The 13,392-nt window shown below is 73.7% G+C and carries 15 protein-coding genes; 7 read left to right on the top strand and 8 right to left on the bottom strand.

Features of this window, described 5'->3' with window-relative positions; translation table 11 throughout:
• The first annotated feature begins 300 nt into the window (after positions 1-300).
• Complete coding sequence (locus tag D1J60_RS11185; RefSeq protein WP_125821000.1) at positions 301-903, top strand: DJ-1/PfpI family protein; 603 nt, start codon at positions 301-303, stop codon at positions 901-903.
• 536 nt (positions 904-1,439) lie between these two features.
• Here D1J60_RS11185 and D1J60_RS11180 read toward each other — a convergent pair.
• Positions 1,440-2,075 carry a TetR family transcriptional regulator gene (locus tag D1J60_RS11180; RefSeq protein WP_125820999.1) on the bottom strand — a complete coding sequence of 212 codons (636 nt, stop codon included), beginning with the start codon at positions 2,073-2,075 and terminating at the stop codon, positions 1,440-1,442.
• Positions 2,076-2,326: 251 nt separating this feature from the next.
• On the opposite strand from D1J60_RS11180, the gene D1J60_RS11175 reads away from it, so the two are divergent.
• The 5 genes from D1J60_RS11175 (at position 2,327) to D1J60_RS11155 (ending at position 6,894) form a co-directional block, all read left to right on the top strand.
• Positions 2,327-3,637, top strand: coding sequence for a glycosyltransferase family 4 protein (locus D1J60_RS11175; RefSeq protein ID WP_125604761.1), 1,311 nt, complete (start codon positions 2,327-2,329; stop codon positions 3,635-3,637).
• Positions 3,638-3,763: 126 nt separating this feature from the next.
• Entirely contained in the window at positions 3,764-4,507 is a 744-nt protein-coding gene (locus tag D1J60_RS11170) for a class I SAM-dependent methyltransferase (RefSeq protein WP_125604759.1), read from the top strand.
• Positions 4,504-5,592, top strand: a complete 1,089-nt coding sequence (locus tag D1J60_RS11165; protein ID WP_125820998.1) for a prenyltransferase — start codon at positions 4,504-4,506, stop codon at positions 5,590-5,592. The genes D1J60_RS11170 and D1J60_RS11165 overlap by 4 nt, the downstream gene beginning before the upstream one ends.
• A 214-nt stretch (positions 5,593-5,806) precedes the next feature.
• Complete coding sequence (locus D1J60_RS11160; protein WP_125603956.1) at positions 5,807-6,445, top strand: hypothetical protein; 639 nt, start codon at positions 5,807-5,809, stop codon at positions 6,443-6,445.
• A 26-nt stretch (positions 6,446-6,471) separates the two neighbouring features.
• Positions 6,472-6,894, top strand: coding sequence for a hypothetical protein (locus tag D1J60_RS11155; RefSeq protein WP_125820997.1), 423 nt, complete (start codon positions 6,472-6,474; stop codon positions 6,892-6,894).
• Here D1J60_RS11155 and D1J60_RS11150 read toward each other — a convergent pair.
• The 7 genes from D1J60_RS11150 to D1J60_RS11120 form a co-directional block, all read right to left on the bottom strand.
• The gene (locus D1J60_RS11150) at positions 6,891-7,352 is read right to left on the bottom strand and encodes a hypothetical protein (RefSeq protein ID WP_125820996.1); all 462 of its coding nucleotides are present in this window, start codon (positions 7,350-7,352) and stop codon (positions 6,891-6,893) included. The genes D1J60_RS11155 and D1J60_RS11150 overlap by 4 nt on opposite strands.
• Before the next feature lie 40 nt (positions 7,353-7,392).
• Positions 7,393-8,403 carry an LLM class F420-dependent oxidoreductase gene (locus D1J60_RS11145; RefSeq protein WP_125820995.1) on the bottom strand — a complete coding sequence of 337 codons (1,011 nt, stop codon included), beginning with the start codon at positions 8,401-8,403 and terminating at the stop codon, positions 7,393-7,395.
• A gap of 142 nt (positions 8,404-8,545) precedes the next feature.
• A complete protein-coding gene (locus D1J60_RS11140; protein ID WP_125820994.1) occupies positions 8,546-9,337 on the bottom strand; it encodes a DUF5336 domain-containing protein in 792 nt (263 codons plus the stop codon).
• Positions 9,338-9,455: 118 nt separating this feature from the next.
• Positions 9,456-10,442, bottom strand: a complete 987-nt coding sequence (locus D1J60_RS11135; RefSeq protein WP_241253221.1) for an N-acetylmuramoyl-L-alanine amidase — start codon at positions 10,440-10,442, stop codon at positions 9,456-9,458.
• Between the two features lie 104 nt (positions 10,443-10,546).
• A complete protein-coding gene (locus D1J60_RS11130) occupies positions 10,547-11,194 on the bottom strand; it encodes a class I SAM-dependent methyltransferase (protein WP_125820993.1) in 648 nt (215 codons plus the stop codon).
• 132 nt (positions 11,195-11,326) lie between these two features.
• Complete coding sequence (locus D1J60_RS11125) at positions 11,327-11,599, bottom strand: hypothetical protein (protein ID WP_125820992.1); 273 nt, start codon at positions 11,597-11,599, stop codon at positions 11,327-11,329.
• Between the two features lie 113 nt (positions 11,600-11,712).
• Positions 11,713-12,123 carry a DUF3224 domain-containing protein gene (locus D1J60_RS11120; protein WP_125605829.1) on the bottom strand — a complete coding sequence of 137 codons (411 nt, stop codon included), beginning with the start codon at positions 12,121-12,123 and terminating at the stop codon, positions 11,713-11,715.
• A 148-nt stretch (positions 12,124-12,271) separates the two neighbouring features.
• Between D1J60_RS11120 and D1J60_RS11115 the strand changes: the two genes are divergently transcribed.
• Positions 12,272-13,375, top strand: a complete 1,104-nt coding sequence (locus tag D1J60_RS11115; RefSeq protein ID WP_125820991.1) for a YafY family protein — start codon at positions 12,272-12,274, stop codon at positions 13,373-13,375.
• Positions 13,376-13,392: the final 17 nt, after the last annotated feature.

Below are 13,392 nucleotides of genomic sequence, written 5' to 3'. Positions count from 1 at the left end.
ATTCTGGGCCAGGGACGCGGCAACCCGCACGAGAAGACGACCAGAGCAGCCCAGGAAGCCCCCAGGCGCGACAGATCGCTACGCGCTCCTCCCGTCTCAGCGTCCGACGACCGCCCTGGGCTGATACCCGCACCGGAGGACGAACAGGCCAGCCAGGGAGCGGGTGAGCGCGTCAGATCGCTACGCGCTCCTCGGATCTCAGCGTCCGGCGGCCGTCTTGGGCTGGTCGTCGTCGGGCAGGAGACCATTCGGTGAGACTGCGGATGCGAGACTGCGGGCCTGTCCATCAAGGGAGTTGTGATGCAGGTAGCAGTGGTCACCTTCGACGGGTTCAACGAGCTCGACAGCTTCATTGCCTCGGCTTTGATCAGCAAGGCCGGGCTCAAGGCCTGCATCACGACGCCCACCCCCGTGGTGACCTCGATGAACGGTGTCGAGGTGACCGGCCAGCGGTCGATGGACTTCGTGACCGAGGCGGATGTCGTACTCATCGGCAGCGGTGTGAAGACGCGCGACGTGGTCGCCGACGACCGGTTGCTCTCCATGCTGCCGCTCGACCCCTCTCGGCAGCTGATCGGTTCGCAGTGTTCCGGTGCGCTGGTCCTCGCGAAGCTCGGGCTGCTGGGTGACATGCCGGCCTGCACGGACATGACGAGCCGCCCGTTCGTCGAGGCCGAGGGCGTGACCGTGCTGGACGCCCCCTTCCACGCCGAGGGGAACATCGCCACCGCAGGCGGCTGCCTCGCGTCCCAGTACCTGGCCACGTGGGTCATCACCCGCACCCTCGGTGAGGAGGTCGCGCGCGCCGTCATCGACTACGCCGGCCCGGTCGGTGAGAAGCTCGAAACCGTCGAGCGTTCCCTCCGTGCCGTCCGCGCCGGTGAGGCCGCGATGACCTCCTGAGTACGGATATCAGCCCAAGGCGGTCGTCGGACGCCATGCCGGCAGGAGCGCGTAGCGATCTCTCTCGCGCCCATCCACTGCTTGGGCTGCCCTGGTCGTCCTCTGGTGCGGGTATCGCCCATAGGCGGTCGTCGGACGCTGAGACGTGAGGAGCGCGTAGCGATCTGACGCGTCTGGGGGCTTGCCAGGTCGCCCGCAGCAACCTTTGGTGCGGGTTGTCGCGCCCCTGGTCCCGGATCGCGGATGTGGGGGCCCGGATGCCCGGCGGGCCGGCGCCCGGCCCCTCGCCTGGTCCCTGAGGCGGCCGCCCCTCCAAGGATCGTCCGTCCCGATTCTTTGGGGGTTTCCCGGCAGTCTTTCGGCTTTCCGGTTCGGGTCGGTCGGTCAAGGGTGGCCGAAGGCCATCGCGTAGCGACGCGACGAAGGAGCGCCCTTGAGGGACCGGCCCGAACCGGAAGGACGATGGGACTGACGGGAAGCCCCCAACCCACTCGGAGACCGCCCCGGGGGATACCGCCCCACCCCCCCCGCCGAAATCAGGCCTTTCCGGGCCGCGTCCCCGCCCGCGTCCCGGCCCCCGTCAGGTCGATCAGGCGGCACACCGTTTCGATGTCGATTTTCACCTGGGCGATGGACGCCCTGCCCGAGAGCCAGGTGATCAGGGCCGAGTGCCAGGTGTGCTCGATGACCCGGACCGCCGAGAGCTGTTCCGCCGTCGGCGGGGCGTCGAGGCCCATGGCGTCCAGGATGATCGCCGTCGTCAGCCGCGAGACCGTGTCCACCTCGGGGGACACGCTGCGGTCCGCGAAGGTCAGGGCGCGGACCATGGCGTCCGCGAGGTGCGGCTCGCGCTGGAGGGCGCGGAAGGCGCGCATCAGGGTCTCCGCGACGCGGGCCGCCGGCTCCTCGCCCGCCGGGGGGCGCTTGCGCAGGGTCGTGTGCATGTGCTGGAGCTGGTCCTGCATGGTGGCGACCAGCAGGTGCACCTTGGACGGGAAGTAGCGGTACAGGGTGCCCAGCGCGACGTTCGACGACTCGGCGACCTCCCGCATCTGCACGGCGTCGAAGCCGCCCCGGCTGGCCAGCTGCGCGCTCGCGTGCAGGATCCGACGACGGCGCGCCTCCTGGCGCTCCGTCAGGGGAGGCGTCACGGTCTTCGCATCCGCTGTCATGTGTCCCGTTCCTGGCGTTCCGTTTCCTGGTGTTACGTGTCGTACGCGTCGTTGCGGCGGCTGATTCCGGGATGGTCCGGGGGTCAGCATGTCAGGCGTCCGAGTCGTGGCGCGAATCACCTGCTCCGCCTCTTACGGTGTGGTTTCCGGCCGGTAGATTCAATGGTCTTCAGAGGATCAACTCTGAAACTTGTTCTACATTATCCGAGCGGTTACGCTCCGGCGAAAGTGCAGGGAGAAGGGGGCCGAGAGTGTCCGCAGAGGCCATGGTGGCGAGCCCTTTCGCGGGTTCCGCCACCGACGGCGACCGCCCGTTGCGCATCGCGCTCCTCACCTATAAGGGGAACCCGTTCTGCGGTGGCCAGGGCGTCTACGTCCGCCACCTCTCGCGGGAGCTGGTGAAGCTCGGGCACTCCGTCGAGGTCATCGGCGCGCAGCCCTACCCGGTGCTGGACACCGGCGCCACGCTCACCGAGCTGCCGAGCCTGGACCTGTACCGCAGCCCCGACCCGTTCCGCACCCCGAAGCGCGACGAGTACCGGGACTGGATCGACGCCCTGGAAGTCGCGACGATGTGGACGGGCGGCTTCCCCGAGCCGTTGACGTTCTCGCTGCGCGCCCGGCGCCACCTGCGGGCCCGCGCGGGCGAGTTCGACGTCATCCACGACAACCAGACCCTCGGCTACGGCCTGTTGGGCGACCTCGGCGCGCCCCTGGTGACCACCATCCACCACCCCATCACCGTCGACCGGGGGCTCGACCTCGCCGCCGCGAAGGACCGCAAGAAGCGGGCCTCCGTGCGGCGCTGGTACGCGTTCACGCGCATGCAGGGCCGGGTGGCCCGCCGGCTGCCCTCCGTGCTGACCGTCTCCGGCTCCTCGCAGCAGGAGATCGCCGAGCACCTCGGGGTGCGCGACGACCGCATCCACGTCGTGCACATCGGCGCGGACACCGACCTCTGGTCGCCGGACCCGTCCGTCGCCGAGGTTCCCGGGCGGATCGTGACGACCTCCAGCGCCGACGTCCCGCTCAAGGGGCTCGTCCACCTCGTCGAGGCCCTCGCCAAGCTCCGTACCGAGCGCCCCGACGCCCACCTCGTCGTCGTCGGCAAGCGCGCCGAGAGCGGGCCGGTCGCCCGCGCGATCGAGTCGTACGGGCTCCAGGACGCGGTGCGGTTCGTCAAGGGCATCACCGACGCGGAGCTCGTGGACCTCGTGCGCAGCGCCCAGGTCTCCTGCGTGCCCTCCCTGTACGAGGGCTTCTCGCTCCCGGCGGCCGAGGCCATGGCCACCGGCACCCCGCTGGTCGCCACCACCGGCGGGGCCATCCCCGAGGTGTCCGGCCCCGACGGGGAGACCTGCCTGGCCGTGCCGCCCGGTGACGCGGGGGCGCTGGCCGGTGCGCTGGGCAGGCTGCTGGGCGACGCGGAGCTGCGTGCCCGTCTGGGGGCCGCCGGCCGGGAGCGGGTGCTGACCCGGTTCACCTGGGCCAAGGCGGCCGAGGGCACCGCCGCGCACTACAGAGCCGCCATCGCGCGGGCCGCCGCCGCCCGGACGCGGTGAGCGGCGCGCCCCAGGGCCCCGCGCGCAGCATCCGCGATATCCGTAGCCCCGTAGCACCCGTAGCACCCGCGTGACCCGTATGACCCGCACCACCCTTCACCCCCGTGACCGCGAAGGCAGGACCCCGTGCTGACCGTCGATTTCTCCCGGTTCCCGCTCGCCGCAGGCGACCGTGTGCTCGATCTGGGCTGCGGCGCAGGCCGGCACGCCTTCGAGTGCTACCGGCGCGGCGCCCAGGTCGTCGCCGTCGACCGCAACGGCGAGGAGATCCGCGAGGTCGCCAAGTGGTTCGCCGCCATGAAGGAGGCCGGTGAGGCGCCGGCCGGCGCCACCGCCACCGCCATGGAGGGCGACGCGCTGGCGCTGCCCTTCCCGGACGAGTCCTTCGACGTCGTCATCATCTCCGAGGTGATGGAGCACATCCCGGACGACAAGGGCGTCCTCGCCGAGATGGTGCGCGTGCTCAAGCCCGGCGGCCGGATAGCGGTCACCGTCCCGCGCTACGGCCCGGAGAAGATCTGCTGGGCGCTGTCCGACGCCTACCACGAGGTCGAGGGCGGCCACATCCGCATCTACAAGGCGGACGAGCTCCTCGCCAAGATGGAGGCCGCGGGCCTCAAGCCCTACGGCACCCACCACGCGCACGGCCTGCACTCCCCGTACTGGTGGCTCAAGTGCGCCTTCGGCGTCGACAACGACAAGGCGCTGCCGGTCAAGGCGTACCACAAGCTCCTGGTCTGGGACATCATGAAGAAGCCCCTCGCGACCCGGCTCGCCGAGCAGGCCCTCAACCCGGTGATCGGCAAGAGCTTCGTGGCGTACGCGACCAAGCCCCACCTGCCCGTCGGCGCGGCCGGCTCCGCCCAGTGAGCTCGCCGGAGCGCACCGTACCCGAGCACCTCGTCCTGGACGGCGTGCTGACCGCCGAGGAGGCGGCGCGGACCGTCGCGGGGATCCTGGCGGTGCAGCGCGCGGACGGGGCCATACCGTGGTTCCGGGGCCACCACCTCGACCCGTGGGACCACACCGAGGCCGCGATGGCCCTGGACACGGCGGGCGAGCACGAGGCGGCCGAGCGGGCCTACGCGTGGCTGGCCCGGCACCAGAACCAGGACGGCTCCTGGTACGCGGCGTACGCGGACCGGCCCGACGGGGTGGACACGGCCGTCCCGCAGGACGCGGGCCTGGAGACGAACTTCGTCGCCTACATAGCCGTCGGCGTCTGGCACCACTACCTGGCCACCGGCGACGACACCTTCCTGGACCGGATGTGGCCGGTGGTCGTCGCGGCCGTCGAGTTCGTCCTCGCGCTCCAGCAGCCGGGCGGCGAGATCGGCTGGAAGCGGGAGGCGGACGGCACGCCCGTCACGGACGCCCTGCTGACCGGCTCCTCCTCGATCCACCAGGCGCTGCGCTGCGCGCTGGCCATCGCGGACCACCGCGGCGACCCGCAGCCGGACTGGGAACTGGCGACGGGTGCGCTCGCGCACGCGATACGCCGGCACCCGGAGCGGTTCCTGGACAAGGACCGCTACTCGATGGACTGGTACTACCCGGTGCTGGGCGGGGCGCTGTCCGGGCCGGAGGCGAAGGCGCGCATCGACGGGCGCTGGGACGAGTTCGTCGTCCCGGACCTGGGGGTGCGCTGCGTGCTGCCGAACCCGTGGGTGACGGGCGGGGAGTCCTGCGAGCTGGCGCTGACCCTGTGGGTGATGGGGGAGTCGGACCGGGCGCTGGAGGTGCTGCGCTCGATCGGGCACCTGCGCGCCGAGAACGGCATGTACTGGACGGGTTACGTCTTCGAGGACCGGGCGGTGTGGCCGGTGGAGCAGACGGCCTGGACGGCGGGTTCGCTGCTGCTCGCGGTGGCGGCGCTGGGCGGGGACGAGGCCACCGGTGAGGTCTTCGGCGGGCTGGCCCTGCCGGCGGGCCTGGAGCCGGACTGCTGCCGTTGAGCTGCCGCTCCTGAACCGGGGGCGGGCCGGAGTCGCCGGGCCGCAGCCGCGGGGCCGGAGTCGCCAGGCCGGAGCCGCGGGGCGGGATCCGGGGCCGGGGTCCCGGTGCCGGCCGTGCCGCGGGCTGCGGGGACCCCCGAACGGGTCCCCCCGGTGGTGGGGCCCGGTGCACGGGGCGAGGCTGCGGGGGACACCTCAGTCCCCGGAGGCAACCGTGGCCGTACCCGCAACCGTCCGTATCCGTCGAGCCCTCACGGCGGTGGTGCTGTCCACCGCGCTGCTGGCCGGTGCCACCGCGTGCGGCAACGGTGGCGACCGGGGGCAGCGGGAGGAGATCTCCTCGGCGGCCGCCGCCGAGCTGGCGGTCCTGGCCGTGGCGGAGCCGGACGCGGCGGCGGCCGACGAGCTGGCCGCCGCGACGCCCTCGCCGACGACTTCGGCGGAGAAGCAGAAGTTCGCCAAGACGCGGTTCGTGGCCAACGCGGGGCTCGCGGCCGGGGCGACGTACCAGTGGATCGTGAAGCCGTACCGCGAGGGCAAGTTCAAGAAGGGCGCAAAGGGGCGCACGTTCGCGCTGATCAAGGCGGGTCTGGCGGGTGCCTTCGCGTACAACCGGCTGAAGGCCGCCGCGGAGAACGCCAAGGGCGACCCGCTGCTGTCGAAGGCGATGGGCCCGCTGACGGCGGGCATCGAGTCCCTCAAGGGGCTGGCCACCAAGCTCCGCAAGGGCGAGGCGGGCGACGCCGACATCGACGCCTTCAACAACGTCATCAACGGCGTCAAGGAAGCCGGGAAGAGCGCGGGCGCCACGGTCACCGACACGGTGCCGAGCACCTCGCAGCTGACCGGCTGATCCGCCCGCCTGTTTGAATGGCCGGTGTGATCGAGTTCCTGTTCCTCGCCCTCGTGGCCGCCGGCCTGGGCTGGCTGCTGCGCCGCAAGCACCGGCGGCGGGTGGCGGCCGGCAGCCCCGCCGGGATCCCGGGCATGGCCCGGACCCCGGCGGGCGGTGGCCGCTGGCGCTCCGGACGGCTGTACGCGGACGGGGGCGCCGCCCGCTGGCAGCCCGGCCGGGGCCCGGCCGTGTCCCTGGCGGGCGCCCGGGCCACCGCCGTACGGGCGCCCTCCGTGCGGGAGGGCCTCTCCATCAACCCGGGCTCGCGGATCGTGGCCTGCGACCTGGAGGGCGGCGGGACGATGGAGATCGCCGTGATGCCGCTGGACCTGCGCGAGCTTCTCGAAGCCGTGCCGGAGGCGACGGGCCGGCCGGAGCCGCCCCAGCGGCCCGAGCCGACCGGCTAGACCGGGTCGGGCATGGGGAACCAGTCGGTCCAGCTGCCGTCGTGGTGACGGGTCTTCACGAAGCGCCAGCCGTCGTTGCCCTCGACGGAGAGGCTGAACTGCCAGGGGTCGCCGCCGCTGAAGCGGTCGATGACGACGATGCTGCTCCTGGCGGTGCCGCCCATGGACGACCAGTGGGTCCAGTCGCCGTCGGAGTCGGTCCAGCGCGTCCACACGGCGTTGTCCGTGCCCACCAGGAACTGCTGCTTCCCGCCGTCGGGCAGCTTGTGCTTGGTCACCCCGTACTGGCAGACGTAGACGGCGCCGCCGCCGGCCTTGCAGTGGTCGGCCGCGTCGGCCGGAGCGGTGGCCAGGGCCAGGCCCGCGACGGTGGCGGCGGCGAGGACGCCCGCCTTGATCCGGTTGGTGATGATGGCTGTTCCCCTTTGTGGAGCTGTGTACCGGTGGTCGGGCACCATGCTCCGGGGCGGCGCAAACGCTTCGCTAACGTACGGCTGCTCAGCCGCCCAGCTCCGCCAGCACCCGCAGGGTGTGCGGGTCCGGGGCCGTGACCAGCAGGTCCGTGACGGGGCCCTTGCGCCACAGCTCCAGCCGCTCCGCGATCCGCTCGCGCGGCCCGACGAGGGAGATCTCGTCCGCGAACGCGTCCGGGACGGCGAGTACCGCCTCCTGCCTGCGCCCGGCCAGGAACAGTTCCTGGACGCGCCGGGCCTCGGCCTCGTAGCCCATGCGGCCCATCAGGTCGGCGTGGAAGTTGCGGGCCGCGTGGCCCATGCCGCCGATGTAGAAGCCGAGCATCGCCTTGACCGGGAGCAGCCCCTCGGCGACGTCGTCGCAGACCTGGGCGCGGGCCATCGGGGCGATCATGAACCCGTCGGGGAGGCCGGTCAGCGAGGCCTGGTAGACGTCGGTGCGGGTGGGTGACCAGTAGAGGGGGAGCCAGCCGTCCGCGATGCGGGTGGTCTGGGCGATGTTCTTGGGGCCCTCCGCGCCGAGCAGCAGCGGGAGGTCCGCGCGCAGCGGGTGGGTGATGGGCTTGAGGGGTTTGCCGGTGCCGGTGCCGTCCCCGCCGCGGTAGGGGTGGCTGTGGAAGCGGCCGTCGAGGGTGACGGGGGCCTCGCGGCGCAGCACCTGGCGTACGACGTCCACGTACTCGCGGGTCGCGGTGAGCGGGCTCGCGGGGAAGGGGCGCCCGTACCAGCCCTCCACCACCTGGGGTCCGGACAGGCCGAGGCCCAGCATCATCCGGCCGCCCGAGAGGTGGTCGAGGGTGAGGGCGTGCATGGCGGTGGCGGTCGGGGTGCGGGCGGCCATCTGGGCGATGGCGGTGCCGAGCCGGATGCGGGAGGTGTGCGCGGCGATCCAGGTGAGCGGGGTGAAGGCGTCGGAGCCCCAGGCCTCGGCGGTCCACACCGAGTGGTAGCCGAGGCGTTCGGCTTCGGTGGCGAGGTCGAGGTGGGCGGGGCTGGGCCCGCGGCCCCAGTAGCCGAGTGCGAGTCCGAGGCGCATGTACGGTCCTCTCCGCAAGCCGGATCTGACGGTGCGTCAGCTGACGTCAGGCGACTGTAGGGCACGCGCGCCCCGCCGGGAAGTGCGGCGGCCCCCCGCCCGGGTCGGGGCGGGGGGCCGTGGGCCGTGGTGCGGGGCCGGGTCAGCCGCGCTGGATGCCGGAGGTGTCGTTCAGGACGCCGCGGCGGCCGTCCTGGGTCTGGGCCACCAGCGTCGACGGGCCGCGCTGGTCGACGGCCAGGTACCAGGTGCCCGGCGCCAGTTCCGCGACCGGGACGGGGGAGCCGTCCTCGCCGTAGAGGGGCCGGGCCACCGGTACCGCGAACCAGAACGGGGTGAAGTCCGCCGCCGGGGCCGGCGCCGCCTCCTGCGGGCCGGGCGCCGAGGTGCCCCCGTACGGCGGGACCGGCTGCGGCGTGGACCCGTAGCCCTGCGGCTGCTGCTGCCCCGGGTAGCCGTAGCCGCTGCCGGGCTGGGCGCCGTACGGCTGCGGCGCGGCGGGCCGCGGCTCGGGCACGAGCGGCCCGGCCAGCGCGGGGATCTTCGTACCGGCGACGGCGACGCCCGCCAGGGCGAGGTTGGCGAGGAAGGCGATGATGCTGCCCGCGCCCAGGTCCCACTTGGACGGGCAGGTGATCAGCGACCACAGCGAGGCCCAGGCCGCCGCCACGGCCAGTACGGTGCCCCACGCCGTCAGGGTCAGGTTCCCGAGCTTGCGGCCCTCGGGCTGGAAGCGGGCCCCGATCAGCAGCCCGGCGGCGATGAAGCCGGTCAGGAAGACGGTCGGCAGCGCCAGCCCGAAGTAGTCCGTGTCCCACGCACTCGGGAGGTTCAGGAGGGTGGCGGAGTAGAAATCGAGGAACGAGGCGATGAACAGCAGGACCGCTGCTCCGATCACCACGCCGTCACCTCGCGTGAGGGAGCGGATGTTCACGTCTGGGGGTGTCCTTCTCGGTCTTGGCTGGGGCGAGCGGGCGCCCCCATGGTACGGAGCTTCGCGCGGCCGAGAGGATCGGGGCGGCCGAGCCGCCCCGCGACGACTGCCCCGTGAACTACCCGCCCAGGAAGCCGGTGATGCCGTCCGCGATGCCCTGCGCCGCCTTCTGCCGCCACTCCGCACTCATCAGCTGCGCCGCGTCCTTGTCGTCACGCATGTTGCCGCATTCGAGGAACACCTTCGGCCGGGTCGAGAGGTTGAGCCCGCCCAGGTCGTCGCGGACCACGAGCCCGGTGCCGCTGCCCAGGTAGTTGGCGGGCGAGGAGCCGGTGGTGCGGCCGAAGTTGCTCGCGACGCGTTCGCCGAGGTCGCGGGAGGGGCCGACGATCTTCGCGGTGTCCGCAGCGCCGCCCTTGACCCGGGCGGGGAGGATGACGTGGAAGCCCCGGTTGCCGGCGGAGGCGCCGTCGGCGTGCACCGAGACCACGGCGTCGGCCGCCGCCTCGTTCCCGATCCGGGCGCGCTCGTTGATGCAGGGGCCCCACGGGCGGTCTCCCTCGTGGGTGAAGACCACCTTGGCGCCCTTGGCCTCCAGCAGCGCGCGCGCCCGGCGGGAGACGTCGAGGGAGAACTCCGCTTCCATGTAACCGGAGTTGGTGGTGGTGCCGGTGGTGTCGCACTCCTTGCGGTTGGTGCCGATGTCCACCAGCTTGTTGATCTCGGCGGAGTGCCGGAAGTTGCCCGTGTTGTGGCCGGGGTCGATGACCACGGTCCGGCCCGTGAGCGGACCCTTCGCGGCAGCGGCGGCCGCGGACGGGCTCTGGGCCGGGCTCGCGGCCGTGCCCGCGCCCGGCGTCGGGGAGGCGCTGGCCTTGGCGTCCGACCCCGCCGTGGTGTGCGAGGCGGCGAGCGGCATGCCCCCGGGCTGCCGCCCGCCGGAGTCGGAGCCGGTCAGGACCTGGGTCAGCACCCAGCCCGCCAGGCAGGTCGGGGCGAGCGCCGCCAGCGCCACCGTGAGGGCGGGCCGGCGCGCGAACCAGGGCCGGTCCGGGCTGATCGAGGACCGGGACTCGGGAAGCGGGGGGCTGTCGTCGTAGCGCACGTCGCGATGCTAGAACGCCCGCGCGGGCCCCGTACGGACCATGGGCCATCCGGGGGCGTGGTGTGATTGTCGTCTTACGCCCCGCCGCGCCCCGGAGGCGCCCCCTAGACGCCCGCGCCGGTGCGCCGCAGGACGCGCAGGGAGTCCGTCACCGAGACCTCCTCGAAGGCGCCGGAGGCCAGCGCGCGCAGGTAGATCCGGTACGGGGCCTGGCCGCCGTCGGCCGGGTCCGGGAACACGTCGTGGATCACGAGCGTGCCGCCCTCCACGACGTGCGGGGCCCAGCCCTCGTAGTCGCCCGTGGCGTGCTCGTCGGTGTGGCCGCCGTCGATGAAGACGAAGCCGAGCTTGCCGCCCCAGGCCGCGGCGACCTGCGGGGACCGGCCGACGACCGCGATGACGTGCTCCTCCAGACCGGCCCGGTGGAGGGTGCGGCGGAAGGTGGGGAGGGTGTCGATCAGCCCGACTTCCGGATCCACGACCGTCGGGTCGTGGTACTCCCAGCCGGGCTGCTGCTCCTCGCTGCCCCGGTGGTGGTCGACGGTGATCGCGGCGACCCCCGCCTCGCGAGCCGCGTCGGCCAGCAGGATGGTGGAGCGCCCGCAGTACGTGCCGACCTCCAGCAGCGGGAGCCCGAGGGCGGCGGCCTCGGCGGCCGCCTCGTACAGGGCGAGGCCCTCGCGTACGGGCATGAACCCCTTGGCGGCCTCGAAGGCGGCGAGGGTCTCCGGCTTGGGGGCGGCGGCTGCCATGGGTGTTCCTCCGGCGGTGAGCGGGTGTGGCGGCCCATCGTGCCCTACCGCCCGGTAGGGCACCATGCCGGGGTCATGGGCGCCGTCGATGACGTCCACCACGGAGGTCCGGGCGCGGCCCCCGCCGGTGACCTACCTGAGCAGGCCGCCGAGGGCGGTGGAGCTCGCCGGGGCCGGGGAGAGGCCGGTGAGCAGGCCGGAGACCTGGTGCTTGGCGTCCTTGACGGTCGGGGTGAGGAAGCGCAGGGACAGCAGGTTGTCCAGGCTGAGGGGGCCGGCGGCCCGGCCGGCGGGGGCCGGGCGGGCGGCGGAGGGGGCGGCCTGGGCTGCGGGGGCGGCGGCGAGACCGATGGCCAGGGCCAGGGCGGCGCCGGACAGGGCGCGGGCGAGGTTGAGGTGAGCCATGACCGCCCCAACGGCCTTCGTCCCGCCCGGTTGTGGGTGTGGGCCGGGCGGGGCCGGGCTTTCGCCCGACTGGCGGTCCGGGCTGGGCCGTTCGGGTCGGCCGCTCGGGTCGCTCAGCCGAGGTCGTACGCGAAGGTGTAGGGGACGGACCGCTCGCCGTGCCGGGCGAGGAAGCTGCCGGTGCCGCGCAGACCGGTCAGCCCGCCCGTGCCGGAGCCGGGGACGACCGCGAAGGAGCAGTGGGTGGTGCCGTCCTCGTGGAAGGTGCCGCGCTCCTCCAGGGCGAAGCCGCCCTCGCGGCCGTCGAGGCTGCCCGTGAGCAGTTCCGTGCCCGAGTAGGAGCCGGTCGTCGCCGTCAGGTACGCGATCGTGTAGGCGCAGACGGTGCCGGCGGCCTCGATGCCGCCGGAGAAGGTGTTGGCGACCGTGGCCTGCGCCAGCCGGGGCAGGGAGTCGGCGGGGCCGGCGGGCCGCTCCTCCCAGTCGGCGAAGGTGAAGTGGCCGGTGGTGGTGCGCGTGGGCATGGGGGTCCTCTCGTCGGGGTGCGGGGTGCGGGGTGCGGGGTGCGGGGCTCGGGGCGGCGCGGGGGTCTTTCCCCGTGCTGTGAACAGCCTGGATGCCGTACCTGACACCTCCTGTCAGGTACGGCGCTGCCGCGGCCAGAATGGGCGCATGCGCGCCGACCGGCTCCTCTCCCTGCTCCTGCTGCTCCAGAACCGCGGCCGGATGACCGCCCCTGAGCTGGCGGCGGAGCTGGAGGTCTCCGTCCGTACGGTGTACCGGGACGTCGAGGCGCTCGGCGCGTCCGGTGTCCCCGTACGCGCCGACCGGGGGCCCGCCGGCGGGTACCGGCTGATGGACGGCTACCGGACGCGGCTGACCGGGCTCACCGACGCCGAGGCGGCGTCGCTGTTCCTGGCCGGGGCGCCGGGGCCCGCGCGGGAGCTGGGGCTGGGCGCGGTGCTGGCCACCGCGCAGCTGAAGCTCCAGGCCGCGCTGCCGGCCGGACCGGCGGACCGGGCCCGGCTCGTGCGGGACCGCTTCCACCTGGACGCGCCCGCCTGGTTCCGGGACGCCGACCCGGTGCCGCACCTGGCCGCGGTGGCGGCGGCGGTGTGGGAGCAGCGGGCGGTGCGGGTGGAGTACCGGCGCTGGTCGGGTGAGGTCCGGCAGCGGGAGCTGCATCCGCTGGGCGTCGTCCTCAAGGGCGGCATCTGGTACCTGGTGGCGGCGCCGGCGGGCGAGGGCGTACGCACCTACCGGGTGTCGCGGCTGCTGTCGGTGCGGGAGACGGGGGAGGGCTTCGAGCGGCCCGCCGGGTTCGGGCTGGCGGCCTACTGGGAGGAGTCCTCCCGGCGCCTGGAGGCGGCGCTGCGGCAGGGGGTGGCGCGGCTGCGGGTCTCGCCGCGTGCGCAGCGGCTGCTGCCGGTGCAGTTCGGGGCGCCGGGGGTGCGGGCCCTGGAGGGGGCCGGGCCGGCGGACGGGGACGGCTGGGCGGAGGTGGAGCTGCCGGTGGAGTCGCGGGCCGTGGCGGTGGGGGACCTGCTCCGGCTGGGGGCGGAGGCGGAGGTGCTCGGCCCGCCGGAGCTGCGGGCGGCGGTGGCCGCGGCGGTGGCCGTCCTGGCGGGCCGGTACGCGGTGCCGGTGGCGGGGCCGGCCGTGGTGCCGGGGTCGACCGTGGCGTCCGGGCCGGCCGTGGCGGCGGGGCCGACCGTGGCGTCAGGGTCGCCGTCCGTACCGCCCGTACCGGCAGCGGGAGTTGACGGCTCTGTATGATCCCCTCCCGTACCTGG

Source organism: Streptomyces sp. W1SF4 (genome assembly GCF_003950035.1).
Lineage (GTDB): Bacteria > Actinomycetota > Actinomycetes > Streptomycetales > Streptomycetaceae > Streptomyces > Streptomyces racemochromogenes.
This window is presented reverse-complemented; position numbering and strand designations above follow the sequence as displayed.